28 protein-coding genes and 1 riboswitch are annotated in these 24,475 nt (G+C 39.1%); of the genes, 5 read left to right on the top strand and 23 right to left on the bottom strand.

What is annotated here, in order from left to right; genetic code table 11:
- Positions 1 to 9 precede the first annotated feature (9 nt).
- The 6 genes from PCY16_RS03905 to PCY16_RS03880 all read right to left on the bottom strand — a co-directional run bounded on the left by PCY16_RS03905 (position 10) and on the right by PCY16_RS03880 (position 4,205).
- Positions 10 to 723, bottom strand: coding sequence for an urease accessory protein UreF (locus tag PCY16_RS03905; protein ID WP_002889927.1), 714 nt, complete (start codon positions 721 to 723; stop codon positions 10 to 12).
- Positions 713 to 1,165 (bottom strand): urease accessory protein UreE, encoded by a 453-nt coding sequence (ureE, locus tag PCY16_RS03900; RefSeq protein WP_002949549.1) that lies wholly within the window; start codon positions 1,163 to 1,165, stop codon positions 713 to 715. The genes PCY16_RS03905 and ureE overlap by 11 nt, the downstream gene beginning before the upstream one ends.
- Positions 1,166 to 1,305: 140 nt before the next feature.
- Positions 1,306 to 3,024: an urease subunit alpha gene (gene ureC / locus PCY16_RS03895; RefSeq protein WP_002886560.1), complete on the bottom strand. Its 1,719-nt coding sequence runs from the start codon at positions 3,022 to 3,024 to the stop codon at positions 1,306 to 1,308.
- Between the two features lie 15 nt (positions 3,025 to 3,039).
- On the bottom strand, positions 3,040 to 3,351 hold the full coding sequence (locus tag PCY16_RS03890; protein ID WP_301353880.1) for an urease subunit beta: 312 nt from the start codon (positions 3,349 to 3,351) through the stop codon (positions 3,040 to 3,042).
- 11 nt (positions 3,352 to 3,362) lie between these two features.
- Positions 3,363 to 3,665 carry an urease subunit gamma gene (locus PCY16_RS03885; RefSeq protein ID WP_002886558.1) on the bottom strand — a complete coding sequence of 101 codons (303 nt, stop codon included), beginning with the start codon at positions 3,663 to 3,665 and terminating at the stop codon, positions 3,363 to 3,365.
- A 24-nt stretch (positions 3,666 to 3,689) separates the two neighbouring features.
- A complete protein-coding gene (locus PCY16_RS03880) occupies positions 3,690 to 4,205 on the bottom strand; it encodes an AmiS/UreI family transporter (RefSeq protein ID WP_002886548.1) in 516 nt (171 codons plus the stop codon).
- A 407-nt stretch (positions 4,206 to 4,612) separates the two neighbouring features.
- Between PCY16_RS03880 and PCY16_RS03875 the strand changes: the two genes are divergently transcribed.
- Positions 4,613 to 6,004 (top strand): DUF4153 domain-containing protein, encoded by a 1,392-nt coding sequence (locus PCY16_RS03875; protein WP_195413372.1) that lies wholly within the window; start codon positions 4,613 to 4,615, stop codon positions 6,002 to 6,004.
- A gap of 50 nt (positions 6,005 to 6,054) precedes the next feature.
- Here the strand turns inward: PCY16_RS03875 and PCY16_RS03870 are convergent, their stop codons facing one another.
- The 6 genes from PCY16_RS03870 to PCY16_RS03845 form a co-directional block, all read right to left on the bottom strand.
- Positions 6,055 to 6,387 carry a DUF805 domain-containing protein gene (locus tag PCY16_RS03870; protein ID WP_002886546.1) on the bottom strand — a complete coding sequence of 111 codons (333 nt, stop codon included), beginning with the start codon at positions 6,385 to 6,387 and terminating at the stop codon, positions 6,055 to 6,057.
- A 110-nt stretch (positions 6,388 to 6,497) separates the two neighbouring features.
- Entirely contained in the window at positions 6,498 to 8,594 is a 2,097-nt protein-coding gene (locus PCY16_RS03865) for a peptide cleavage/export ABC transporter (RefSeq protein ID WP_195413371.1), read from the bottom strand.
- Positions 8,595 to 8,768: 174 nt separating this feature from the next.
- Positions 8,769 to 9,668 carry a helix-turn-helix transcriptional regulator gene (locus PCY16_RS03860; RefSeq protein ID WP_049545716.1) on the bottom strand — a complete coding sequence of 300 codons (900 nt, stop codon included), beginning with the start codon at positions 9,666 to 9,668 and terminating at the stop codon, positions 8,769 to 8,771.
- 178 nt (positions 9,669 to 9,846) lie between these two features.
- Entirely contained in the window at positions 9,847 to 10,497 is a 651-nt protein-coding gene (locus tag PCY16_RS03855) for a phosphatase PAP2 family protein (protein ID WP_070575879.1), read from the bottom strand.
- A gap of 2 nt (positions 10,498 to 10,499) precedes the next feature.
- A complete protein-coding gene (locus PCY16_RS03850; RefSeq protein ID WP_080611565.1) occupies positions 10,500 to 11,057 on the bottom strand; it encodes an ECF transporter S component in 558 nt (185 codons plus the stop codon).
- An 81-nt stretch (positions 11,058 to 11,138) separates the two neighbouring features.
- Positions 11,139 to 11,261: riboswitch (FMN riboswitch) on the bottom strand.
- A 106-nt stretch (positions 11,262 to 11,367) separates the two neighbouring features.
- Positions 11,368 to 11,877, bottom strand: a complete 510-nt coding sequence (locus tag PCY16_RS03845; RefSeq protein ID WP_002886541.1) for a tRNA (cytidine(34)-2'-O)-methyltransferase — start codon at positions 11,875 to 11,877, stop codon at positions 11,368 to 11,370.
- Positions 11,878 to 12,154: 277 nt separating this feature from the next.
- Here PCY16_RS03845 and trkA point away from each other — a divergent pair, with 277 nt between their 5' ends.
- Both trkA and PCY16_RS03835 read left to right on the top strand, forming a co-directional pair.
- Entirely contained in the window at positions 12,155 to 13,504 is a 1,350-nt protein-coding gene (trkA, locus tag PCY16_RS03840; protein WP_037598979.1) for a Trk system potassium transporter TrkA, read from the top strand.
- A 6-nt stretch (positions 13,505 to 13,510) separates the two neighbouring features.
- Complete coding sequence (locus PCY16_RS03835) at positions 13,511 to 14,950, top strand: TrkH family potassium uptake protein (protein WP_301353861.1); 1,440 nt, start codon at positions 13,511 to 13,513, stop codon at positions 14,948 to 14,950.
- A 22-nt stretch (positions 14,951 to 14,972) separates the two neighbouring features.
- On the opposite strand, the gene yidD is transcribed toward PCY16_RS03835, so the two are convergent.
- The 10 genes from yidD to PCY16_RS03785 form a co-directional block, all read right to left on the bottom strand.
- Positions 14,973 to 15,221, bottom strand: a complete 249-nt coding sequence (gene yidD, locus PCY16_RS03830) for a membrane protein insertion efficiency factor YidD (protein ID WP_002886534.1) — start codon at positions 15,219 to 15,221, stop codon at positions 14,973 to 14,975.
- Complete coding sequence (locus PCY16_RS03825) at positions 15,221 to 15,946, bottom strand: pseudouridine synthase (protein WP_195413370.1); 726 nt, start codon at positions 15,944 to 15,946, stop codon at positions 15,221 to 15,223. The genes yidD and PCY16_RS03825 overlap by 1 nt, the downstream gene beginning before the upstream one ends.
- Before the next feature lie 91 nt (positions 15,947 to 16,037).
- The gene (scpB, locus tag PCY16_RS03820; protein WP_195413369.1) at positions 16,038 to 16,619 is read right to left on the bottom strand and encodes an SMC-Scp complex subunit ScpB; all 582 of its coding nucleotides are present in this window, start codon (positions 16,617 to 16,619) and stop codon (positions 16,038 to 16,040) included.
- Positions 16,612 to 17,325: a segregation/condensation protein A gene (locus PCY16_RS03815; RefSeq protein WP_195413368.1), complete on the bottom strand. Its 714-nt coding sequence runs from the start codon at positions 17,323 to 17,325 to the stop codon at positions 16,612 to 16,614. The genes scpB and PCY16_RS03815 overlap by 8 nt, the downstream gene beginning before the upstream one ends.
- On the bottom strand, positions 17,325 to 18,086 hold the full coding sequence (gene xerD / locus PCY16_RS03810) for a site-specific tyrosine recombinase XerD (RefSeq protein ID WP_195413367.1): 762 nt from the start codon (positions 18,084 to 18,086) through the stop codon (positions 17,325 to 17,327). The genes PCY16_RS03815 and xerD overlap by 1 nt, the downstream gene beginning before the upstream one ends.
- On the bottom strand, positions 18,040 to 18,522 hold the full coding sequence (gene cbpB, locus PCY16_RS03805) for a cyclic-di-AMP-binding protein CbpB (RefSeq protein ID WP_195413366.1): 483 nt from the start codon (positions 18,520 to 18,522) through the stop codon (positions 18,040 to 18,042). The genes xerD and cbpB overlap by 47 nt, the downstream gene beginning before the upstream one ends.
- Positions 18,519 to 19,040 carry a metallophosphoesterase gene (locus PCY16_RS03800; protein WP_073685703.1) on the bottom strand — a complete coding sequence of 174 codons (522 nt, stop codon included), beginning with the start codon at positions 19,038 to 19,040 and terminating at the stop codon, positions 18,519 to 18,521. Before PCY16_RS03800 ends, cbpB begins: the two co-directional genes overlap by 4 nt.
- Positions 19,022 to 19,996 carry a nucleoside-triphosphate diphosphatase gene (locus tag PCY16_RS03795; RefSeq protein WP_195413365.1) on the bottom strand — a complete coding sequence of 325 codons (975 nt, stop codon included), beginning with the start codon at positions 19,994 to 19,996 and terminating at the stop codon, positions 19,022 to 19,024. The genes PCY16_RS03800 and PCY16_RS03795 overlap by 19 nt, the downstream gene beginning before the upstream one ends.
- The gene (gene racE / locus PCY16_RS03790) at positions 19,989 to 20,804 is read right to left on the bottom strand and encodes a glutamate racemase (RefSeq protein ID WP_195413364.1); all 816 of its coding nucleotides are present in this window, start codon (positions 20,802 to 20,804) and stop codon (positions 19,989 to 19,991) included. Before racE ends, PCY16_RS03795 begins: the two co-directional genes overlap by 8 nt.
- 63 nt (positions 20,805 to 20,867) lie before the next feature.
- Entirely contained in the window at positions 20,868 to 21,119 is a 252-nt protein-coding gene (locus PCY16_RS03785) for a YneF family protein (RefSeq protein ID WP_002883695.1), read from the bottom strand.
- Positions 21,120 to 21,364: 245 nt separating this feature from the next.
- Here PCY16_RS03785 and PCY16_RS03780 point away from each other — a divergent pair, with 245 nt between their 5' ends.
- A complete protein-coding gene (locus PCY16_RS03780; protein WP_060972193.1) occupies positions 21,365 to 21,907 on the top strand; it encodes a TetR/AcrR family transcriptional regulator in 543 nt (180 codons plus the stop codon).
- A gap of 32 nt (positions 21,908 to 21,939) precedes the next feature.
- Here PCY16_RS03780 and PCY16_RS03775 read toward each other — a convergent pair whose 3' ends face one another.
- Positions 21,940 to 23,193, bottom strand: coding sequence for a diaminopimelate decarboxylase (locus PCY16_RS03775; protein WP_195413363.1), 1,254 nt, complete (start codon positions 23,191 to 23,193; stop codon positions 21,940 to 21,942).
- Between the two features lie 137 nt (positions 23,194 to 23,330).
- Between PCY16_RS03775 and PCY16_RS03770 the strand changes: the two genes are divergently transcribed.
- The gene (locus tag PCY16_RS03770; RefSeq protein ID WP_070575863.1) at positions 23,331 to 24,467 is read left to right on the top strand and encodes a DUF5105 domain-containing protein; all 1,137 of its coding nucleotides are present in this window, start codon (positions 23,331 to 23,333) and stop codon (positions 24,465 to 24,467) included.
- Positions 24,468 to 24,475 lie beyond the last annotated feature (8 nt).

The following is a 24,475-nucleotide window of genomic DNA, read 5'->3' as shown; positions in this document are numbered from 1 at the left end:
GTTGATATTTTAGGACATGAATAGGCGGAATACCTGTGTTTCATGTTTCATCTGAGCTAATTCAAGACCAGGCGTATTGGCCCCAAGGTAGGACGCATCCAATTCTTGAATTTCTTGTGTCATTTTTTCTAATTGCGAAAAGCTACGTAAAACAATCTCCTGTCCAGCAAACTGTCCAAGGGGAATGGCACGCACAGCATTTTGAACCATCGTCGAAATCACGCTATAGCCATAAAGTGCTATGGCTTCATTACATCCCAAGCCCTTGTTAAACACATAGAGCGCAAAGACAATAGCTGGATTGCCGAAGACCACACCCTTACGTATTTTAGACTGATAGTCATCCAATACCGGAATAGCATGAAGCCTTTGAATGAGTCGAAGCATTTGCTTAGCAATCATTTTAGTCCCCTGTCTTGTTTCACGCGCTTGCGTCGAAACTGTCAAGACCTTATCATAATGCCAAACCTGCTCTATGTTATCTGTAACCATAGCATCATAAACCAGTTTGATTACAAGACCTTCACCATATTTAAACTGACTAGCTAAATAGGCTTCTTGCCACTCTTCGTAACCTTTATCATCTGTTACAGTGTCTTCACGCAGATAATTTTCCATCCCAAATGAGTGGTTAAATGATCCAATTGGAAAGGTTGAATCGACAATTTGCACAATTTCAAGATAATCTTGCAAAGACACATTAGCAAAGGGATTAATGTTCATGGGCAGTTAAATTCACATGGCGTAGGGGTTTATCAAGGACCACTTCTTCAATCGTGTAGGCAATCTCTTTTTGAGTCAAGACTTGCTCTACTACTGGGTCAACCTCTAAATAAATCTTGGCATCTTTCACCTCAATTGGTTTATGAGTATTCCCAAGAATGTGAGCTGTGATTCCCATTTCATCCATATCTTTAGGTGAGATGACAATCAAATCCTGTGACTCAACACCAATAGCTAGGACATGGTGATCATCGATAAAAAAGGCAGATCCATTTTGCAATTTTTGTCCCTTATCAAGACGAATACCAAATTCATTCCCATGATCACTCTTCACACGAATAATTTTTTTGTTAAGATCGTCACTCGAAAGAATGACTGTTTCAATATGGTATTTGTCCACATCGATATCCTTAACAAGAGCATCTACTTTTGTAAAAATCATACTTTTTCCTTTTCTATTACATTTTAAAAGTCTAGCATCAGACTCATATAGCAACCTAATAAAGTACTAAAAACGTTATGGCTGTAAAATACAAAAGAGGTTGGAGGAAAAATTCCAGCCTCATGTATATAGCGTTTTCCTTAGAACAAGAAATAACGTTGAGACAATGATGTCGTATGGATTGGCTCACAAGTAACCAACTCATCATCAATAAAGACATCAAAGGTCTGTGGATCGATACGGATTGTTTTTGGAGCGTAGTCATTAAGCTTCATATCACGCTTAGTCAAGTTACGCGTATTCTTAACAGGAAGAACAATCTTATTCAAACCAATTTCTTCTTTGATACCGTGATCATAAGCATATTGAGAGACAAATGTAAGATTTGTTTCATGAACCGCTTGACCGTAAGCACCATATAATTTACGCATGATACGTGGTTGAGGTGTTGGAAGACTTGAACCAGCGTCACCCATAACACCATAAGTTAACATACCACCCTTAAGCACCAACTTAGGTTTTGCACCAAATTGTGCTGGTTCCCAGATAACCAAATCTGCAAATTTACCAACTTCTACAGAACCGATATAGTCTGCAATACCATTGGTGATGGCAGGGTTAATTGTATATTTAGCCACGTAACGTTTAATACGGTTATTATCGTTAAACTCTGAATCCCCTTCAAGTGGACCACGCTGAGCCTTCATCTTATCAGCTAGTTGCCAACAACGCATTGCTACTTCACCGACACGTCCCATTGCCATGGCATCTGAAGTCATGATACTAAGGGCTCCCATATCGTGAAGAACATCTTCTGCAGCCACAGTTTGTTTACGAACACGTGATTCGGCAAAGGATACGTCTTCTGGGATTTTTGGATCCAAGTGGTGACAAACCATAACCATATCTAACAACTCACCAATAGCATTTGTAGTATATGGGTTAGTTGGGTTAGTTGATGATGGCAAAATATTTTCCTTACCTGCAAAGACCATAATATCTGGAGCGTGCCCACCACCAGAACCTTCGGTATGGAAGGTATGAACGGTACGACCTTGGAAAGATTCCAAAGTATTTTCCATAAATCCACCCTCATTCAAAGAGTCGGTGTGGACCGCAAAAGAAACATCGTATTTATCCGCAACTTTAAGGGAATTATCAATTCCTGCGTAAGTCGCACCCCAGTCCTCGTGTGTCTTAATTCCTGCTGCACCAGCTTTAATTTGCTCTTCAACCACTTCAGTCTCAGAACCAACACCTTTGGCAAGGAAACCAAAGTTAGCAGGCATATCATCAACAGCTTGCAACATACGAGTAATATGGAATTTACCTGGTGTACATGTTGTTGCATTACTACCGTCAGCGGGACCAGTACCACCACCAAAGAGGGTCGTGATTCCATTATCCAAACCAAATTCAGGAAGGTCAGCAGAAATATAATGTACGTGGAGGTCAATACCACCAGCAGTCACAATCAAACCTTCTGCAGCAATGGCTTCTGTACTAGCACCCACAACAAAGTCCACATTGTCCATTGTATCTGGGTTACCACCGCGACCAATAGCAACAATCTTACCATCACGAATACCGATATCTGCTTTAATAATACCTGTATAGTCAATGATGGTTGCACCTGTAATAATGGTATCAACAACTGATGGATTGTCACGTGTTTCCGTAGCACTAACACCCATACCATCACGCAAAACTTTACCGCCACCGAACTTAGATTCCTGTCCATAAACAGTAAAGTCTTTTTCAATGGCTGCAAAAAGATTGGTATCTCCAAGACGTACGCTATCCCCTACAGTTGGTCCATAGTGTTGAGCATACTCTTCACGATCCATTTTAAAACTCATCGATTTGTCCTCTTTCTAGTCTAAGAAACCATTGACCTTGTTATTGAAACCAAAAATACGACGTTTCCCTCCAAAGTCAATAAGTTGTACTGTTTTCGTTTCACCTGGCTCAAAACGAATGGCTGTACCTGCTGGAATATCTAGACGTTTGCCTCGCGCCTTTTCATGATCAAATTGAAGACCAGCTTCGTTTGCTTCATAAAAATGGTAGTGAGAACCCACTTGAGCAGCACGGTCACCCACATTTTTCACTTCAAGACTAATGGCTTCGTAACCACCGTTATAATCAATTGGCTCACTCGCCACATGGTATTCACCTGGAATCATTACACTTCTCCTTACTGAATAGGATCATGAACAGTAACCAGTTTTGTACTGTCCGTAAAAGTAGCTTCAACTTGAATCATTGGAATCATTTCTGCAATACCTTCCATAACATCTTCACGTGTTAAGAGATTGCGAGCTTCATCCATCAGTTGGGCAACAGTTTTACCTTCTCTTGCACCTTCAAGCACATAGTCAGTGATTAAAGCAACTGCTTCTGGATGATTCAATTTGATTCCTTTGTCTTTACGTCGTTGAGCAATCATAGCCGCAAGGCTAATCATCATTTTTTCCTGCTCGCGCATTGTCAATTGCATCGTTTTTCCTCCTTAAATCAATGCTTACCACTTGCCCCAAAGCATCAAAAGCCCTGGAATCCAAGCTGTTACAATTCCTTCAAAAATAGCTAGGTAAGGGACAAATTTTCCTAGATTCTTCTTAAGATTAATTTCAATAAAGGCAGTTAGCCATAGGATACCCCACAAGAACCAAATAATACCATACCAAGCATTACCACCGTATCCAGATGTTAAGCAAAGAATCCCTGCTGGTAGCGTATTAATTGCCACAAATAAACTAAACCACCCATACAAACGTTGATCAAAATCGAAAATCGTATTGATCGCTGAGTAAAGATAGGTGAAAGCAAATAAAAGACCAGTAGCGCTACCATAAAACCATTCAGCGCCTTGCCCTGTACAAGCTCCGTAAGCAATGACAATAATGTTGAGAATCAAACCCAGACCACCCGTAAAGATATTCATGACAACATTTGATTTATCAGGAATACCCTCTAAACGATGGAGTCCATTACTCATCAAAACCATACCAACATAGAGTAGGATGACACCTAACATAAGAACCTCCTAAGTTTTTTTATGTTATTATCATACTACTTTGAAAACACATGTCAACGAATTTTCAGAAATTTTGCAACATTTAGATGGTAGTCAATCTAACATATAGTGTCAAAAAATGACATCACCTTTAGTGATCCTCGATAGAAGTCCTTTGCTCAATCCCAGATAAACAAACAGTTAATCTCTAAAAAACTATCTTTAGCATTTGACAGTTTCTGACAATATAGCCCGTACAATCTATCATTCAATGTGAGCATAATATTTTTTACTCACCTATTTTTCCAACTCATTCTCCAGACCTAAGTCCATAGACCTATTTTTAGTAATTTTACAGTTGGGTGACAAAAATGAACATTTTTTATGATAAAGTCTTTTTTGGACTAACATCCAAAAGGAGAATTATGATGGAAACAAATAACTATACTACTAATTTACAGCTAGTCTCCCAGGAATATTCCGACGAAAAGACTAGTCTTCAAACCAAAACCAAGAAACTCTTGGAATATTTTTCACCAAAAGACATTTGGAAAATTAAGGGACTGATTGTCGCCTGTCTCGTGGCCTGCTTCCTATATGTCACTTACTTGACCCATTTTTCCTTTGCCTTTCCAGCAATCGTTGTCTTGATAAGTACGATTGAACTGGGCTGTCGTCTATTAGGTGGAAAAGCAAAGGGAATGCGACTTGAATCGGCAATATTTATGGTCACTAGTCTACTACAAGGTTTACAAATTAGTCTTTGGGGTCTGCACGACAACTGGGGGAGCGCTCAGATTCTTTGCCTTCATGCGAGTATCCTCCTTTACTTAATGGCACGTACTGGACAAAGTAGTCAAGACCGTTTGGGAATTATGGTTTGGCTAGACCTCATATACACTAGCTGCATCTTCCCACTGAAATATTTCTTTATCGGAGCCTGGACACTACTCTATAAAACAGCACCTAAACAAGAGCTCTCTGAAGAAGAAAAACACGCAGTTCAGAACCACAAATGGATGATTCTCATTAGTATCATGATTGCCTTGGTACTGACTGTATTCGCTGCTAGTCAGCTTAGTCAGGTCTTGCCTGCTTTCGGACAACTTTGGCAACAGTTCTTCCAGACACTTGCTTCTCTACTTGATTTCACTATCACCTTCAAGGATAACGGATTATTGTTCTCTCGTTTAATAACCAGTATCCCTCTGGCTCTAGGACTTTTTGCTCAACTCGTTGCAACCTATTTGGCAAAAGAAAAGCCACTTAGTCGAAAACGATTTGAAGGCCGTCTTAAAACAACCCGTCAGTTTCCAAAAGTAGCAGCTTATATCGTACTCGGAAGCCTCTGCCTCACTTATGCCCTATTCATATTAACTGCCACTAGTCAAATGGGAGAACTCCTTTCTCTCAACCAAGCCAACATTCCAGCCCATCAAGCCTCACATATTGCTGTTCAGGGCTTCTGGCAATTAGTTCGAGTCTCTACCCTTAACTTGGGAATCCTAGCTGGACTTTACATTTTTTCTAAAGAAAACTTCTTCACCCACAAGGGGCTTCGTTTGTTGAGTACCCTACTCTTTACTTTTGCTAGCCTCTTTGCCCTTATCGCCGGCTGGAAACTCTTTGGCGTTTATATAGCACTCTATGGTGTAACGCCACGTCGCTTACTATCAGGTTGGTTTGTCACAGTACTCTTTATTTGGTGTGTCCTAACACTTATTAGACTTTATAAGCCTATCCAGGCAACCCATCTCGCTGTATTTTATGCAACTATCAGCTTCACCTTGGTTAGCCTCTTAGGTAGCTTTATTTTATAAGAAAAAAGAGTGGAACTAGATTAACTAGTTTCACCCTTTTTATATTGGAGTTATTTTGAATCTCTTGTAGGAAAGGCATACATCACCCAAAGTACTACTAGTAGTGGTGTCGCTTTTAATACAATCCAAGCAACATTGAAATTGGCATCACGTAGACGACGAATCTGCATAGAAATGGTAGGAAGCGCCGTTGCTGCTATAAATAGAATGAAAGCTGTCAATGTAAAGCCAGCAGCTCTTGTTTCCCCAAGTAAGTCCATCAGTAGGAAAATCAAACTACCGATAATTCCATTAATCAAGACAACCCACCAATAGTCTGATCGTTTTGTACGACCATAAAAATCGAGATAGCCTAACCAAAAATTTTTATATGCCTCTAACATGTTTACACCTCTTAATAGTCTGCTACCAGTATACTATATTAATAAGATAGGTGCAAGATGTGAAAATTTAGACTTCTTAAGTTTTCTACATATATAATAGGAAGATTATTTTAAATAAACTGGAATGGATTGAAATTAGCACTGTCTGACTCAATCTGGCCACTCACCATGGTCACTACACGACTAACATGTTGACGTACACTATTGCGGTGAGCAATAAAAATCATTGTTCGTTTAATCTTAGCAAGGTTAGCCATGACCCTGCTTTCAGTATCACTATCGAGACCACTGGTAGCTTCGTCAAAAATCAAGATAGGCTGTTTGGACAAGAGAGCCCTCGCTATAGCCAAACGTTGTTTTTGACCACCTGATAGACCACCGTCTTCAGATACTTGGGTCTGAAAGCCTAGTGGCATTTTTTGAATATCCTCTAAGATATCAGCTTGTTGGCAAACTTTAAGAAGCTTTTTCTCGTCAACTTCTCCTTCAAATCCTAATAGCAGATTTTCTAAAATGGTTCCCGTAAACACATAGGTCTGCTGGGGAACGTAAGTCACCATTTGACGCAACTCCGCATGGCTAATGGCATCTTTATCTAGGGTTACATGACCACTAGATTTCGTATAATAACCTGACAACATTTTAGCTAAGGTCGTTTTTCCAGATCCACTTTTACCCATGAGGGCGATTTTCTCACCCTTATGAATCGTTAAATCAATCTTACTAAGAGTCTCTTGCTGATAACTAAAACGGTGACTGACTCCTTTAAAAGCAAGTTGTTTAAAAGATAACTCTTTAAGTTTTCCTTTTTCTTCCTTGTCCACAACATAAACTTCTTGAAGACGATTATTGGCTACTTTGGCTTGCTGAATTTTAGATTGGAGATTGATGATATTAATTAAAGGAGTTGTAAAATAATTGAGCAACATATTATAGGTAATCAACTGACCTGCAGATAGTTGCCCTTCCATAACCAATTGTGCCCCATACCAGAGGATAAAGACATTAGAAACTAACTGAACCCCTGTCTTTAACCCATCCTGCGTTAATTGCCACTTGGCCTTAGACAAGGACTTCTTCAAATAGTCATGGAATTTCACCTCAATTTCCCGATAACGTCTTTCCTCAACCCTCAAGGATTTTAAGGTTTCAATGCCTCGCAAATCATCAATAACAGCGGTATTGACCTGACTATTTGCCTCCATCAATTGATAATTTTCTTTTTCAAAAAGCTTATAGAATGCCAGAATGATTAAAACATAAAGAGGAACTACCGTGAGAGTCATCAAAAAAAGTGACTGATTTTGTACAATAAGAGCCACAGCTAGAGTCATCACAATGGTCACATCTAGGAAAATCGATAAAATCGTTGAAGCTAGAGCATCTATAATAGTGTTGGCATCTCCAAAACGTGACGTGATTTCACCAGTACGACGTGAACTAAAGAAACTAATAGGCAAGGAAAGGACATGCTTGATATAAGGAAGAATGACAGCAATGGACAGGTAATTACCCAATCGATGTAGAAGATAATCTTTGAAAAAAGTAAAAACTTGTTGAGCAAGATAAGAGATACATAAGCCTAGCGAAATCATGGTCAGAAGATTATAGGCCCCCTGAGGAATCAAGCGGTCGATAATAGCTTGCAAATAATAAGAACCAATAATATTAACAAGGGTCACTAGAAAACTTAATAAGACAATAACTGCAATCAACCCCTTACGACGAAACAAAATTGGTAAAAATGAAAGAAGTCCAGGTACATCTTCTTTGTATTTAGTATAGGCTTCTCCTGGAACAAAAAAGAGAGCAACTCCCGTCCACTCTTTGGCAAATTCCTCTAAGGGCATTTTAATGACCTTCTTGCTAGGATCTGGATCACCAATAACAAGCTGCCCCTTGATTTGACCAAACACCGTATAATAATGTTGCAGCCCACCTTCTTTAACCACATGTACAATAAAAGGATAAGATAGGTTTCCTTGTTTAAACAAGTCTAAATCCGCACGAATAGCCTGAGTTTCAAGACCCAACTGCTTGGCCGCTTCCACCAAACCAAGCGCAGAAGTACCTTCACGAGAAGTCTGAGCCAACTCTCGCAAATAAGCTAAACTATAAGATGAACCATAGTGTTTAAGAATCATGGCCAAGGCAGCGACACCACAATCACGCTGATCAACCTGTGAAATATATGGATATTTTGACATGGTGACTCCTTATTAAAGACAACCTGCAAAATAAGGCAAGATAGTGATAAGTAGTGAGAATAGTGTAAATAATTTTAGTTTTTTCAAAATAAAACTCCTTTTAACTGTTATTTATGTTTCTATAGTAAACATTTAACCATTAAAAAAGTAGTGACATTTATGTCACCACCATTTCTATAAACCATCTGCCGCTTTACCTGCCTTTATACTTTCTTCTAGTACCGAGTCTTCTAAAACGGAAGCAAACATTATGGCCTTATCGTAATTTTCTGCAGCCTCTTTCTTGTTTCCTTTATGAAGAAGTTCATATTTGGCTTTGAGAACAAAAACACTAGGTTTATAGCTATAGAATTGTGATTTTTCTATAACAGCCAAGGCTTTATCCACAACTGTTAAGAAGTCTGAGAAGGAATTGTGAAAAATCTTCAAAGCAGCGATAGCCATCAAATCATTAAACAAAACAATATTATAGACATCATCTGTCCAAATTTCCTGATTTAATACTCTCTTTACGATTCTTTCAAAAAGTTTTTTATCATACTGTTTTCTTCCATAAAGATGGAAGAAATAGTAGTCAATAACTAATAAATCGTTAGTTGAGAATTTCCTCTTCCTTTTGACTTGTTCAAACAAGTCTTCATATATCTCCTCAACTTTAGGACTCTCTTCCCAACTAGTAAAACTCAAAATATTTTCCAAAATATCTAGAGTTAACAATTCTTCTTCTGGGAGAAGTTCAAAGAATTTCTCATAGACCTCCTCAATTAAGGCAAGTTTAGCCTTTATTCTTTCTGGATTTCTATACGTTGGAAACTTAATCAGACGATTCTTCATCTCGTAGTATTCGTCAGGGATAGTAATATTATCATGATCCAATAAATCGGTCATATTTTTTCCTAGACGTTTTGCAATATAAGATAATTTATCCAAAGACGGGAGCGACTCCCCTTTTTCAATGCGAATTAACTGACGAACAGTCAATTCCGCACCATCTAAACATAGCACTTCACGTGACATCTGCTGGCGTTCACGCTCAGTTTTGATTCTTAGTCCAATGCTGTCTTTTATGTTCAAGAGACACTCCTTTATTTCAAAATTTTAAAAACATTATATCATAATTATAATACAATTAAAATACAGTTAATGCATTTTTAACAGAACAATAGTGAAAATAAGCTATTTTTATACATTTTATATAGGAAAGACCTTCCTTTGTATCAAAAAAACATGCAGTTTAAAACTACATGTTTTTTTATTTCTGTTTACTTTGGAATCGCCATTCAAAGCGAATGCGATCATAAGTTGGATAAATAGCATTAAGCAACCCAAAGGCTAAGGTAAAGCCAGCTAAAACATCTGTTGGATAATGAACTCCTACATAAATACGCGAAAGTCCAACAAGGAAAATCAGAAGCCCAGTAATAGCATAAACTACTATTTTAGATTCTTTTTTCTCCAAACGCTGAGCAAGGACAATGGCAATTGCTCCAAGAATCATAAAAGTTCCCAAAGAATGACCACTAGGGAAAGAATAACCACTAGCATGCACTAAATGCGTAATTGATGGACGCTGACGCTGATAAATATACTTCAAACTTACAATCAAGATACTAGCGAGAAGCCCACTGGCTCCCACAAAGATAGCTTCTGATTTATACTGACGTAGATAAAGCCAGATGACTGCTACGATTGCAATAATAGCCTGTACAGGCGTATTCCCAAGCATGGTAATAGTTTTAAAAAAGCGTGTCAATCCTGCTGGTAAGCCTCCTCGAACCCAAGTTTGAATGTTGCTATCAAATCCTGTCAAGACTTCAGGGTAGAACTTAACCATATAACCGAGAGCAACAAATAACAATAAGGCAAAAGAAGCATAAATATAATGTGTGTGTGTGTGTTTCATATTTATAATTTTACTAGATTAGACTTAAGTGGAGCATAAATCAAAGCAAAGGCTACCGCAAAAATCAAACCTTCAAGTAAATTGAAAGGTACTACCATAGCGAAAAGGTATTTATAGAGACCTATAAATTGCGCAATATCAAAGTTGGCAAATTTAGCATAGAGTGGTACTGCATAAATATAGTTAAGAATAACCATAGCAACTGTAAGCAAAACAGTTCCTAAAACAGAACCAAGAATATAATTCTTGCTTGTTTGATTTTTCTTCCAAAAATAGCTTAGGCCCCAAACAAAGACGCCTAGAGCAACAAAATTCATAGGAAGTCCAATCATTGATCCTGGTCCACCATTGTTTAGCAAGAGCTTCAACAATGAACGAAGCAAGAGAACACCAATGGCACTCTTAAAATCAAAGATAACCAAGGCAATAAGAACAGGAAGGATTGAAAAATCAACCTTCAAAAAATCTGCTGCTGGAATCAATGGAAATGAAAAATAAAGCAACAAGAATGAAACTGCGGATAAAATGGCAATGTAAGCCAATTTACGTGTGTTTGTCATAAAAAAATTCCTCCAAATTTTAACAATTTGAAAGAAGTTCCCAATGGATTTGCCCATGCCAAAAAAAGCCTACGCAAAAAGACTGGTCTTCTTCCATCCAGACTATACTGTCGGTTGAGGAATCACACCTCATCAGCTTGCGCTCGCGGACTTATCCAAAGAATCACCGCCGGTCGGGAGTTTCACCCTGCCCTGAAGACCTTTTAAGGATAACATAAAAAAACCTTGGTGACAAGGTTTTCAAATTATGGATTTCTAATCTGTTGATAGTCAATGACTATAATTATTCTTTTAAAACAAAATAAAGTATCTATTTTAACTTATCATGCTGATAACGGTGACTCAGCTCTAGCCCCTCAAATTGTTGCTGACGAAGCGCTTCGTAAACAATCATACAAACAGTATTGGACACATTTAGACTACGCACATGTTCATCATTCATCGGAATACGAATAGCTTTTTCAGGATGCTCACGCATAAAATCTTCAGGTAGGCCTGTATCCTCACGACCAAACATAAAATAGTGGTCCTCACCATCGGCATAGGCCTCTTCTGAATAAGTCTTATCCGCAAATTTCGTGACTAAATGCAAACGCCCCTCTCGATTTTTAGACATGAAATCTGCCAAATTGTCATAATAAGTGATGTCAAGCTTATCCCAGTAGTCTAAACCTGCACGTTTCATTTTCTTGTCATCAATTGGAAAGCCCATAGGACGGATGATATGAAGAGGGCTATTAGTCGCTGCACAGGTACGTGCAATATTTCCGGTGTTTTGTGGAATACGAGGTTCAAACAAGACAATATGATTACGTGACATCTCAATTCTCCTAGACATAAAAAATACCATGTCGCCCGGAGTCAAGCTCAGCAGACGACATGGTTGTGGACGTTCATTAGCTTAAATCATGACAGGTTAGATTTAAAATAACGAATCTTTGAATATATTTTAGCACTTCTGGTCTAAAAGTCAAGACAATTTAAAGAAAAATTTCACCTTTATTCACTTAAATAGGAATAGTTGATAAAGCTAGCTGAAAAGGATGATTTTTCCGCTAAAATAGAGTATCATAGTAATGATTATTTGGAGGTAACTCATGCGTATTATTGTCGTAGGTGCCGGTAAAGTCGGTACCGCACTCTGTCGTTCTCTTGTTGAAGAGAAGCACGATGTTATTTTAATTGAAGAAAAGGAAGAGGTCCTCAAACGCCTCAGCAAACGCTATGATGTTATGGGCTTTGCTGGAAATGGAGCTAATTTTAAAATTTTGGAACAAGCCGAGGTTAGCAACTGTGACGTCTTTATCGCGATGACTGATAAAGATGAAGTGAACATGATTTCAGCAGTTCTGGCTAAACAAATGGGTGCCAAAGAAACTGTTGTTCGCGTACGTAACCCAGAATACTCTAATGCTTATTTCAAAGACAAGAACTTTCTTGGATTCTCATTAGTAGTTAACCCTGAACTTTTAACAGCTCGCTATATTGCCAATACAGTTGAATTTCCAAACGCCCTATCAGTTGAAACTTTTGCTAATGGACGCGTTATTCTTATGGCATTTAAAGTTACTGAAAATAGCCAATTATCTGGTATGACAATGGAACAATTCCGTAGGAAATTCGGCAATATTCTAGTTTGTACGATTCACCGTCAGGGTGAACTCATCATTCCAGATGGAAATGCTACCATGCAAATTGGGGATAAGATTTATGTCACTGGTAAACGTGTTGATATGGCACTTTTCCACAGTTACATCAAGCCAAAAAGCATCAAAAAACTTTTGTTGATTGGTGCTGGGCGCATCTCCTACTACTTGCTCAATATCTTGAAAAACAATCGTATTAAGGTCAAATTGATTGAGCAAAAAATGGACCGTGCGCAAACCTTTAGTCAGGTCTTCCCTGAAGTTTCTGTTATCTTAGGTGACGGTACTGCTAAAGACCTTCTTCTCGAGGAAAGTGCAGCCAGTTATGATGCCGTAGCTACCCTAACCGGAGTAGATGAGGAAAATATCATTACCTCTATGTTCCTCGAAAGCCTCGGTATTCACAAGAATATTACTAAGGTTAACCGTACTAGTCTCTTAGAGATTATCGATCCACGTGAGACAACAACAATTGTCACTCCTAAGAGTATCGCTGTTGACACTGTAATGCACTTTGTACGCGGGCGTTTTAATGCCAAAGACTCTAGTCTTGATGCCCTTCACCATGTGGCTAATGGTCGTATCGAAACCTTGCAATTCCAAATTAAGGAAAATAACAAAATCGCTGGAAAGAAACTTTCTGAGCTTGAATTTGCTAACGGTGTCCTTATCGCTGCTATTATCCGCAATGGAAAATCTATTTTCCCAACAGGAGAAGACAGACTCGCTATTGGGGATAAAATCGTGGTCGTTACACTCTTACAAAATGTAACTCACATTTACGACTTGTTGAAGAGGTAAGCTGCCATGAATCGATCTATTGTCCGTTTTCTTATTGCCAAGCTCCTACTGATTGAGGCTGCTCTCTTGGTTGTGCCACTTATCGTCGCTCTTATTTATCAAGAAGATGCTAAAGTATTTGCCAGCATCTTGGGTACGATGGGGATTCTCCTCTTTCTCGGGGTGCTTGGTACTCTCTTTAAACCGAAGAACTACCATATTTACACCAAAGAAGGAATGCTTATTGTAGCCCTCTGTTGGGTGCTCTGCTCTTTCTTTGGAGGATTGCCCTTCGTCTTTGCTGGTCAGATCCCAAGTGTCATTGATGCCTTTTTCGAGATGAGCTCTGGTTTCACAACCTCGGGGGCTACTATTCTCACAGATACTGGAGTACTTACCCACTCCCTACTTTTCTGGCGAAGCTTCGCCCACTTGATTGGAGGGATGGGGGTATTGGTCTTTGCCCTAGCCATCATGAACAACAGTAAAAATGGTCACCATGAGGTTATGCGTGCAGAGGTGCCTGGTCCAGTATTTGGTAAAGTCGTTGCCAAGCTCAAAAATACAGCTCAGATTCTTTACATCATCTATCTGACTATGTTTGTTATTTTTGCTGTTATTCTCTGGCTTTGCGGTATGCCAATCTTTGATAGTATCATCACTGCTATGGGGGGCGCAGGTACTGGGGGATTTGCTGTCTATAATGACTCTATCGCCCACTACCACAGTGATCTGATTACCTATGTGGTTACTGTTGGTACCCTACTCTTTGGGGTTAACTTCAACCTTTATTTCTATATCCTCCTTCGCAAAATCAAGTTTTTCTTCCAAGATGAAGAACTACGTACCTACTTTGCGATTGTGGCTATTTCAACAGGTTTGATTTTCCTCAATATTTTTGGGATTTACCACAATTTGGCTGACTCTTTCAAATACTCATTTTTCGAAGTGTCAACTATCATCACAACAACCGGTTTTGGTCTAACGGATATTACCAAATGGCCACTCTTTTCTCAGTATATCCTACTCCTCCTGATGTTTATCGGGGGATCAGCAGGTTCTACTGCCGGTGGTTTCAAGATTATCCGTGCTATGATTATTGCTAAGATTGCACGAAATCAGACCCTGGCTAGTCTCTATCCTAATCGTATCCTGTCACTTCATATCAATGGAAGTGTTCTCGATAAAGAAACTCAACACAGTGTTCTTAAATATTTAGCTGTATATGTACTCATTATACTAAGTTTAGTCACTGTTTTATCACTGGATAATCAAGACCTCTTGATTGTGACAAGCGCTGCTGCTTCAACCTTTAACAATATTGGACCTTTACTTGGAACGAGTGATAGCTTTGCTATTTTCAGTCCTTTGTCTAAGCTTATCATGGGATTTGCTATGATTGCAGGACGTTTGGAAATTTATCCTTTACTACTCCTCTTCCTGCCAAAAACTTGGTCAAAAACTTAAGCATAGAAAAACTCCTTTGGATTCATTTATCCAAAGGAGTTTTATTACGTTTTAGACTAAAATAATCCGGCACCGGATCATCGCCAGTCTCTGATAAAGGGTGACATCTCAAGATACGGGCAACTCCCATAAGAACTCCCTTTAAACCGTGCATTTCTATTGCTTGGATCATATAAACCGAACAAGTTGGACGAAAACGGCAAGAGGGTGGAAATAGGGGAGAAATCCATCTCTGATAAGCCCTTACTAAGGCAATCAGAAATCTTTTCATTATTTAACCTTATTGACAGCAGCGTTATGAAGCTGACTGATTTCTTTCTTATTCAGACGGCGTGATTCACCTGGGCGAAGCCCTGTTAAATCAAGGGTACCAAAACGCGTACGTGACAACTTATCAACAAGCAAGCCCACTGATTCAAACATTTTCTTAACCTGGTGGTTACGCCCTTCATGAATTGTCAATTCAACAACTGAACGGTTCTTTTCATGGTCTACTTTGATAATATTGTAACGTGCTGGTTTTGTCTTCTTACCATCAATGATCACACCACGAGTCAAAGGACGAAGGTTCTCCTTGGTCGCAATACCTTTGACACGCGCCAAATAAACCTTGTCAATCTCATTACGTGGGTGAATCATCTTATCGGTAAAGTCACCATCATTAGTCAAAATAAGAAGCCCCGTCGTATCCCAGTCAAGACGACCAACAGGATAGATACGTTCCTTAACGTGGGGCATGAGGTCAATCACCGTCTTACGATTTTTCTCATCAGATACCGAAGAAATAACCCCTCGTGGTTTATTAAGAAGATAATAGACCTTCTCTTCATTATAAATTGGGCTACCATTTACCTCTACAATATCACCATTTTTGACAATTGTTGCCAATTCCGTAACGGTCTTACCATTTAGGGTCACACGACCCTCTTTAATTAGTTCCTCAGCCTTACGACGGCTGGCCACACCAGCGTGGGCAATATATTTATTAATTCGCATTCTTTTTCTACAGCTTAAGCTGTATCCTTTCTACCTAGCATCTCTGCTATGTTTCTTTATTTTTAATGATTAGTTTCAACAAGGTTTACTCTTAATTGTCCAAGTCCTCAAGCTCCTCTGAAGTATCTTCCCTAAAGAGACTCGTTTCTTGCTCTTCAAGTTCTAGTTGATCAATCGCCACAAGCTCGTCTAAACTGTTAATGCCCATATAGTCTAGGAAATAATCAGTAGTCGCATATAGGTTAGGACGACCGACAGCATCCTTTTTACCAGCCTCTTGAATAAGATCAAAGGCCTGAAGTTTAGCAATAGCACCACTAGAATTAACACCTCTAATGTCATCGACTTCAGCGCGAGTAATGGGCTGTTTATACGCAACTATAGAGAGGACCTCAAGACTCGCTCGTGATAGACTCTGGTTAATAGGCGTTTTAGAATAGTCACGAAGGAGACTTGCAAAATCTGGTTTAGTCACTAACTTATAGGTATTTGATGATTCCAATAAACACAGAGCTGAATCCTCATCTGTCTCGTACTTAGCTTGCAATTTCTCCAAAGACTGAGTCAGACCCGTCACTGGCATTTCCAAAAGCTGTGCCATAGTACGTAGACTAAGACCATCTTCACCAGCCACAAAAAGTAAAGCTTCTAATCGTGCTAAGTGACTACTCATTCGTCCATTCCTTTCTTAGTGTGATTGTGCCAAAAATTGTTTCCTGTTGTACTGATATGCGATGTACCTTAATCAATTCAAGAGTTGCCAAAAAGAGGGTGATTACTTGATTCATATCTTTAGCATCTGTGAAAACTTCATCCAGATATAGCTCATTTTTTGAGCCAAATGCTTCTTCAATAATCAGCATCATGTCTTCAATTTTATAATCGTCACGCGCAATGGTCGTGTGATTTCGCCGAATTTCTTCTTGCTTTTCAGTCATGATTTTTGAAAAAGCCAAGAAAATGTCTTGAATGGTCTTATCCTGATTCAGCGTCACATCTTCATAAACTAATTCAACTTTTGGTTTTGAAAAATACTGAGCTCGCACTTCATGCTGCTTAGCCAACTCTTGACTAGCTGCTTTGAAGCGTGCATATTCTTCCAACTGACTCAAGAGCTCTAGTTCTGGATCATCTGCTTCTGGCTCAGCTTTCACCACTGTCGGCAGAAGCTTACGACTCTTAATCAGCATGAGCTGACTAGCCATAAGCATATATTCCCCAGCAACTTCAAGCTTCATGGCTTGCAAGGTTGCCAAATAAGCCAAGTATTGCTCAATAACCTCAACAATGGGGACATCGTAAATATCTACCTCATACTTAGAAACCAGATGGAGCAACAAATCCAGTGGTCCCTCAAAATCTTTTAACTTAATATCCATTAGATTTTATAGTATTTCTCCAAGGTCACTGGACTTTTTAGTCCCAGTAAACGAGCAAGTTCAAAGGCGCCCATTCCCTTTTCAATTTGTCTAAGAATAAATTGCTGACGCAAGACTTGAGCAGTCACATTCGATAAGCCACAGTCACTAACATAAGTCTGGATTTGCTTATACAGCCATTGTCGAGTATAGACCTTACCCAAAAGCAATCCCTGACTGTTCACATCTTTTATAGCCAACAAATACTGTTTCAAATCTGCTTCAAGTCTAAGAACACGCTTAGTCGTTCCCTTGGCCACAGTTACAACACCAAAATCCAAGTCGATATCAGACCAGTCCAACTCCAAAATCTCTGAAGGCAAGAGCCCCAACTCTAGAATCAGCAGACAGGCCAGTTTCCCAGCCCCTTCACGTCCCTCGTAAAGCGACGAAAGATCCAGTATCTGCAACTTATCCTCCTGAGAAGGTAGCGTTACCATCTCTGATAGTTTGAAAAATTTCGCTAATTCACCCTTTTGATAGAGATATAGCAAAAATTGATTGACCGCAGAGCGCTTACGTTTTTGTACGGATGGCTTCCATTCCTTGAGTTGGTTTTCATAGAGCTTTAAAGTGGTTTGATCAATTTGTCCTGAAATCAAAGTTGTAAACTGCTTAAGATCATAAGCATAAGCTTGCTTTGAACTCTCTGAAATGACCTTAGTAGCCAGAAAATCAGTGATCTGAGTTGTCAGTTGTTTTTGGAATGATGATATAGTCATGTGTAAAGTCATGTAAGAGGCTATTAACCGCCTTTAGAATCGATTTTCGTGTGATAATTCCTTTGAAAATACCTTGGCTATCAACCACAGGAAGGAAAGGATTATCAACTAACTTGTGCATTATCTCGTTTAGATTAGCATTATCTTCCACTGTTTCCACGACATCTGATGTCATCGGCCCGATATCACGGTTAACCATCTCCCACTCTTGCAAGTTATGTTCATCTTGATAACGCTTAATATCTGTCAAAGATATGGTCCCAAGATAATGCTTATCCTTAGTCAAAACGGGAACGCGCGAATAACCGTTACTCGTCAAAAGCAAAACCACATGATCAGCGTTATGACTATCAATAAAAATAGCAACCTGATCTGATGGAATTAAATAATTATCTAAACGAGCCAACAAAAAATCTTCAAATTCTTTAGCAATCATCGTTCAAATTCCTGTGTAAGTTCTGAATAAAGTTCATGGTCACGTGTGTAATATTCCACACGAATTTTTGCATCGTTTATAATCACCTTAGCATAAAGTTTCTCATGGATAGGTCCACGTGGCTGTGAAACAGAACCTGGGTTGATAAACACTGTCTTACCATTTCGCCAAGCTGTTGCCGCATGCAAGTGGCCATAAAGACAAATATCAGCATCCTCTTGTTGCGCCCAAAGATCTAACTTGTCCCAGGTAAAATTAATGCCATAGAGATGACCATGTGTTTGTGCAATAATCACATCTCCAAGTTTAACGACCAAACGTTCTGGATAACCTGAATCATAATCACAGTTTCCTCGAACTACATAGATACCTTTCCAAATAGGATCACTTGATTCTAACTCCGAATCTCCGTTGTGGAAAATGGCATCCACCTTTCCTTGATAACGATTTTTTATATCTGCTACAATATCACGATCCCCATGGGAGTCGCTCATTACGATTATTGTTTGTTCTGCCATGCTGGGAAGACCTCCATAAGTTTCTTAACAGCTTGTCCACGGTGAGATTGTTCATTTTTCTCTTCTGCAGAAAGCTCTGCTGCTGTTTTACCCGTATTACCAACTAAAAAGAGAGGATCATAACCAAAACCATTGTCACCTTTAGGTTCTCGGCCAATATAACCCTTCCAGTCGGCATCAACAACCAAACTATCACGTCCAGGTGCTGCAACAACTAGGGTTGTATGGAAGTTCGCCGTACGTTTGCTATCATCAAGCACCATAGCGAGCTCATGCAATAATTTAGCATTATTTTCAGCATCTGTGGCATCAGGGCCTGCAAAGCGTGCAGACCAAACACCTGGTAAACCTCCAAGAACATCTACCTGCAAACCAGAGTCATCTGAGAGGACCATTTTACCAGTTAATTCAGAAATGGTTTCCGCCTTCAAGCGTGCATTTTCCTCAAAGGTCATACCTGTTTCAGCAACTTCAGGAAGGTCTGGATAATCATTAAGATTCTCTACCTTAATGCCTAGTTTTCCAAATAGTTTACGAAATTCCTTAGTTTTTCCTTCATTGCGGGTCGCAATCAATAGGACATCACCAAAATCTGATTTGTTATCAGAACCAAAGAAATCACTCAAGGTGACACCTTCTCTTGGCACATGGACATAGACAAGCTTATCCCCTTCACTAACTACCAAGGCCCCTTGATGTTGCGTAACAGCTAGGTCACGACCAGTTTCCTCTTTCAAGCAATCCAAAATAAAGGATACCAAGCGAATGTCTGAAGAATGTTTAGCAATATGTAACTGGAAACCACTAACAGCCAAAACGTTAGTCAAGGCTTGGAAAAGGTCAACAAATTGTTCATAGGCCTCATCACCACCAAAACAAGTCAAGTGATTGTAGCTTCCAAAACTAGCCAAATACCAGTCTTGTTCGTCTTTATATTCTAAAATTGATTTAGTCATTTTCTAACTCCTTGTCCAAATCGACATGTTGGACAGCAACTTCTTCACCCAGCCATTGTTCTGCGATTTCTTTAAAACCAAGCACACTAGCTGTGGTGTAATATTCTTCCATCTTGTCTTCGACTTCACGGCTACGATTAATTTCAAAATAATTGAGCAAAACGGAAACATCACGAACTGTTTCAGCTCCGCTATCAATTAGCTTGACACTTGGCCCCATTACATTCTGGATGATAGGACGTAAAAGCGGGTAATGGGTGCAACCTAAAACCAAGGTATCTACCTTACCGACTAAAGGTGCCATGCTCTCATAAACAATCTTTTTAGCCACACTTGAGTTAATTTCATTGGATTCAACAATAGGAGCAAAGCGAGGACAAGATAAACTCAAGACATTCATTTGTGGTGCCAGATGCTTAATTTTTTGTTCATAGATGTTAGAGGCAATCGTCATAGGAGTCCCAATGACGCCAATATGACCCGATTGACTAGACTTAATGGCAGCACTAGAACCAGGCAAAACCACACCTAGCACTGGGATATCCAAGGCTCCTTTGATTTCCTCCCAAACTACTGCTGTTGCCGTATTACAAGCAATAACGATCATTTTTACATCTTTGGTCAGAAGAAATTTAACCAACTGCCAGGTATACTCTCTGATTTGTTCTGCTGGTCTAGGACCATATGGCGCCCTAGCAGAGTCACCAATATAAACAATAGACTCGTGAGGCAACTGACGTTTAAGTTCACGTACCACCGTCAGTCCTCCGACACCAGAATCTAAAAATCCTATAGGTCGATTATCCATCTTGCCTCCTTATCCCCTAGGTTACATGTAAAAAGCTGAGATTCACGTCCCAGCTCCCCACCATTATTTTTTCTTTTTCTTGCTATCTGCAAGTGCTTGTTTTTGTTGTTTGATAATTTGGTTATATGTTTGACGCACTTTTGCTTCATTTGGCTTTTGACCCGCAGCCGACATCATGGTACGAACAGCGTCCACATTCAAACGAGGATTTTCAGCCAATTCTTTCTCCATTTGTTTGCGGGCAAAGTATGCGCCTCCATAAAAACCACCTAAAAGGGCTACAAAAACAAGAATAATCCAAAGGACGGTGTTCATAAATTTAATTCTCCTATAACGTTGATTTACCTTATATTATAGCAAAAATGGACCCTACTGACAAATAAGACGTTGGTTCTTAAAAACGTATAGAAAAAAAGTTTTTTCGTTTAAAATATCGATAAAATGAGAGTTTCAGTATTTTTCACTTACAACTGTAAAGGACTTGTAAGATTTCTAGAAAAAAAATAGGTTATTATATAAGTTGTGGAATTATTATTATGTTTATATAAAGGGGTTTATTTATGCTCAAGGAAGCAACTATTTCCGAACGAAAAATTGTCAACGCATTTATTGAACTCTTAGAAGAGAGTTCACTCGAACAAATCAGCATCACAGACATCATCAAGAAGGCAAATCTCAGCAGACCAACTTTCTACTACTACTATTCAAATAAAGAAGATTTGGTTGAAACAACCTTCTCAAAGATTTTAGATAAAGTTTCAAGTATTCTTCAGGAAGACATGACCTACCAAGAGGGTGTTGTTACTGAAATGCTAGGATATCTTAAAGAAAATCAAAGACTCTGTCTCACCTTAATGACACACATTCCAAACATCAATGAGATGATTCGTGAATTCATTATCGAGACCATCCTTAACTCTGATATCGAAAATGTTACAGAGCTCATGGAACAAAGCTATCATATTCCTGCCAAATATTCATTGGAAATTTATGTTAGCACTATTGTTACCATTTTAACACTCTGGCTCAAAGAAGGCTGTGTCGAATCCCCTGAGGAGTTAGCCGATATCATTCTTGAAGCTGTAATCATTAAAGTAAAATAAGCTAGGGCCTTTAAGGCCTAGCTTATTTTTTGTTAAATGTCAAAATCAAAACCATCAAGAGTAGCAAAGTAATCATCCATCGTCTCTGCACGGCGGATCATACGAGCCGTTCCATCTTCTTGGTAGAGAATTTCTGCAGAACGAAGACGTCCATTATAGTTGTAGCCCATTGAGAAACCATGTGCACCTGTGTCGTGGATAACCAAGGTATCTCCAATACGAGCTTCTGGCAATTCACGGTTCTTAGCAAACTTATCATTATTTTCACAAAGAGAACCTGTCACATCAACTACTTGAATGTCACCATCTGGATTAGTCATATTCGTGATGTGGTGGTAGGCATCGTACATAGCTGGACGAAGCAAGTTAACCGCAGAAGCATCTACACCAACGTAACGACGATAAGTGTCCTTAATATGAAGAACCTTAGTAACAACAAGGCCATGAGGTGCTGTCATGAAACGTCCAAGTTCAGTGTAAATACTGATATGTCCAAGATCATTCGGAACAAGGATCTCATCAAATTTAGCATGAACCCCTTCACCGATAACAGCAATGTCATTTTGCTTATTAGCCGGTGTGTAGTCTACCCCAACACCACCTGATAAATTGATAAAGTCAAGACTAACTCCAAGTTCATTCTTGATTTCTACTGCCAATTCAAAGAGTTGAGCAGCCAAGGTTGGATAGTACTCATTCGTTACTGTATTTGACGCTAGGAAAGCATGCAAACCGAATGATTTCACTCCTTTTTCTTTAAGGTAGGCATAACCTTTGAAGAGTTGTTCCTTAGTCATCCCAAATTTTGATTCTTCAGGATGATCCATGATATCAGTACCAAGAGAGAAGACACCTCCTGGGTTAAAACGCAAAGAAAGGGTTTCAGGAAGCCCTGCAGACTCTTCCAAGAAAAAGATATCTTCGTAAGCATCAAGGTTAATTGTCGCATTAATATCACGCGCGTAAACAAACTCTTCTGCACGTGTATCATTAGATGTAAAGCTAATCGCGCTACTATCAAAACCAATTTTCTTACTCATGACAAGCTCTGTATCGGTCGCACAATCGACACCACACCCTTCTTCTTTCAAAATTTTGAGGATTGCTGGATTAGGTGTGGCCTTTACAGCAAAGAATTCTTTAAAACCTGGATTCCATGAAAAAGCTGCATTAACTGCACGTGCTGTTTCACGAATACCTTTTTCATCGTAAAGATGGAAAGGTGTGGGAAATTCTGCAGTGATTTGTTCAAGTTTATCAGCTGCAATAAAAGGTGTTTTTGTCATTTTATTCTCCATTTTTTTACAATAGTAATCTTATTATAGCATAAGAAAAGGCTTGAAACCCAATTTTCTAATAATCTCAAGGCATATTTCATGATACAATAGACCTATAACCTAAATAAAATAACGGGGGATTATTTATGAAAAAATATCTTTACTCTGGGGCTCTTGCTCTAGCAGCCATCTTAACGCTCTCAGCATGTGCCAAGCCAAAACTTGATGCCAAGCTTTCTGTTAACGATATTGTCTATATGTCAGGAAGCGACCTCAAGCTCAAGGATGACCAAACCCTAGTCGAAGTCTCATTCAAACTCGAGAATACTTCGGAAGATATGGAAAATGAGCTCAAAACATCTGCTAAACAATTCTACCTCAAAGATAAAGATGGTAAAAAAGTCACAGCAAGCAAGATCGACAAGGGTGACCTCCCTACTCTCTTCAACAAAAATAAGAACGTAGAGGATGCTACAGATGACTTTGGAAAGCTTGAAGCTGACGACTACAAAACTGTCTCACTTTTTTTCGAAGTTAACAACGACGAAAGCTATAAACTCTATTTTGAATCAAAGGATGAGAAGACAGAAGGACAAACTGTTTCTACTAACCTAAAAGATTTCGATGGTAAAACAACTACCAATGTTAAAAAGGCTGTTGATGCTTACTTCAACGCAGTTCTTTTAGGTGGCGAAAGCAAAGACTACAGCAAATTTGTTTCTAACGACTTGGACAAAGCTAAGGGCGAACTTAACCAATATTTCTCAGATAGCCTTCAATACAGCTATGATGCAACTGATAACATCAAACCAACCGGTGATGAAGTTCCAAAAGTTTTTGGTTGGGTTCAAACAGCTAACCGTGAACGCGGCAGCTACACTGTTGACAACATTATCGTCGCTAAAGATAAGGCAGAATTCAATGTCAGCATGTCAACTATCAGTATGAAAGCTGCAGACGATGCCTATGGTGCTAATCACCCAAATCTCACAGACGAACTTAAAAACTACCTACAAAGCAATGGTGCTAACGCTGGAAATGTCGACCAACTGACAAGACAATTCTACATGGAAACTTACCTACCGAATTCAATCAAAGAAGTAAACCCATCAGCACCAAAGACTGAAGGGACAAATATCTTTGATAATTACTCAGTCGAGCTTACCAAAAAAGACGACAAGTGGGCTTTCCCAGATAAAGATAGCTATGTCGGAAAATGGGATTACTATCCACTCTTCTACGCTTACACAGGTCAGCAAGGAACACTCACAAAAAACTATTAGACAGTAAA

Origin of the sequence: Streptococcus sp. SS4 (assembly GCF_030440125.1) — a bacterium.
In the GTDB taxonomy this organism is placed as follows: Bacteria; Bacillota; Bacilli; order Lactobacillales; family Streptococcaceae; genus Streptococcus.
This window is presented reverse-complemented; position numbering and strand designations above follow the sequence as displayed.

Excerpts from the sequence above, each read along its gene's own strand:
- PCY16_RS03885 (WP_002886558.1), bottom strand. The coding sequence starts at position 3,665 with ATGCAATTGACAATGCGCGAGCAGGAAAAAATGATGATTAGCCTTGCG.
- PCY16_RS03780 (WP_060972193.1), top strand. The coding sequence starts at position 21,365 with ATGCTCAAGGAAGCAACTATTTCCGAACGAAAAATTGTCAACGCATTT.
- PCY16_RS03855 (WP_070575879.1), bottom strand. The coding sequence starts at position 10,497 with ATGAAACACACACACACACATTATATTTATGCTTCTTTTGCCTTATTG.
- PCY16_RS03850 (WP_080611565.1), bottom strand. The coding sequence starts at position 11,057 with ATGACAAACACACGTAAATTGGCTTACATTGCCATTTTATCCGCAGTT.
- cbpB (WP_195413366.1), bottom strand. The coding sequence starts at position 18,522 with ATGATTGCTAAAGAATTTGAAGATTTTTTGTTGGCTCGTTTAGATAAT.
- scpB (WP_195413369.1), bottom strand. The coding sequence starts at position 16,619 with ATGAGTAGTCACTTAGCACGATTAGAAGCTTTACTTTTTGTGGCTGGT.
- PCY16_RS03785 (WP_002883695.1), bottom strand. The coding sequence starts at position 21,119 with ATGAACACCGTCCTTTGGATTATTCTTGTTTTTGTAGCCCTTTTAGGT.
- PCY16_RS03770 (WP_070575863.1), top strand. The coding sequence starts at position 23,331 with ATGAAAAAATATCTTTACTCTGGGGCTCTTGCTCTAGCAGCCATCTTA.
- PCY16_RS03800 (WP_073685703.1), bottom strand. The coding sequence starts at position 19,040 with ATGGCAGAACAAACAATAATCGTAATGAGCGACTCCCATGGGGATCGT.
- ureC (WP_002886560.1), bottom strand. The coding sequence starts at position 3,024 with ATGAGTTTTAAAATGGATCGTGAAGAGTATGCTCAACACTATGGACCA.
- PCY16_RS03815 (WP_195413368.1), bottom strand. The coding sequence starts at position 17,325 with ATGGATATTAAGTTAAAAGATTTTGAGGGACCACTGGATTTGTTGCTC.
- PCY16_RS03775 (WP_195413363.1), bottom strand. The coding sequence starts at position 23,193 with ATGACAAAAACACCTTTTATTGCAGCTGATAAACTTGAACAAATCACT.
- PCY16_RS03870 (WP_002886546.1), bottom strand. The coding sequence starts at position 6,387 with ATGTTAGAGGCATATAAAAATTTTTGGTTAGGCTATCTCGATTTTTAT.
- PCY16_RS03835 (WP_301353861.1), top strand. The coding sequence starts at position 13,511 with ATGAATCGATCTATTGTCCGTTTTCTTATTGCCAAGCTCCTACTGATT.
- ureE (WP_002949549.1), bottom strand. The coding sequence starts at position 1,165 with ATGATTTTTACAAAAGTAGATGCTCTTGTTAAGGATATCGATGTGGAC.
- trkA (WP_037598979.1), top strand. The coding sequence starts at position 12,155 with ATGCGTATTATTGTCGTAGGTGCCGGTAAAGTCGGTACCGCACTCTGT.
- PCY16_RS03845 (WP_002886541.1), bottom strand. The coding sequence starts at position 11,877 with ATGTCACGTAATCATATTGTCTTGTTTGAACCTCGTATTCCACAAAAC.
- yidD (WP_002886534.1), bottom strand. The coding sequence starts at position 15,221 with ATGAAAAGATTTCTGATTGCCTTAGTAAGGGCTTATCAGAGATGGATT.
- PCY16_RS03795 (WP_195413365.1), bottom strand. The coding sequence starts at position 19,996 with ATGACTAAATCAATTTTAGAATATAAAGACGAACAAGACTGGTATTTG.
- PCY16_RS03905 (WP_002889927.1), bottom strand. The coding sequence starts at position 723 with ATGAACATTAATCCCTTTGCTAATGTGTCTTTGCAAGATTATCTTGAA.
- PCY16_RS03880 (WP_002886548.1), bottom strand. The coding sequence starts at position 4,205 with ATGTTAGGTGTCATCCTACTCTATGTTGGTATGGTTTTGATGAGTAAT.
- PCY16_RS03825 (WP_195413370.1), bottom strand. The coding sequence starts at position 15,946 with ATGCGAATTAATAAATATATTGCCCACGCTGGTGTGGCCAGCCGTCGT.
- PCY16_RS03875 (WP_195413372.1), top strand. The coding sequence starts at position 4,613 with ATGGAAACAAATAACTATACTACTAATTTACAGCTAGTCTCCCAGGAA.
- xerD (WP_195413367.1), bottom strand. The coding sequence starts at position 18,086 with ATGACTATATCATCATTCCAAAAACAACTGACAACTCAGATCACTGAT.
- racE (WP_195413364.1), bottom strand. The coding sequence starts at position 20,804 with ATGGATAATCGACCTATAGGATTTTTAGATTCTGGTGTCGGAGGACTG.
- PCY16_RS03865 (WP_195413371.1), bottom strand. The coding sequence starts at position 8,594 with ATGTCAAAATATCCATATATTTCACAGGTTGATCAGCGTGATTGTGGT.
- PCY16_RS03890 (WP_301353880.1), bottom strand. The coding sequence starts at position 3,351 with ATGATTCCAGGTGAATACCATGTGGCGAGTGAGCCAATTGATTATAAC.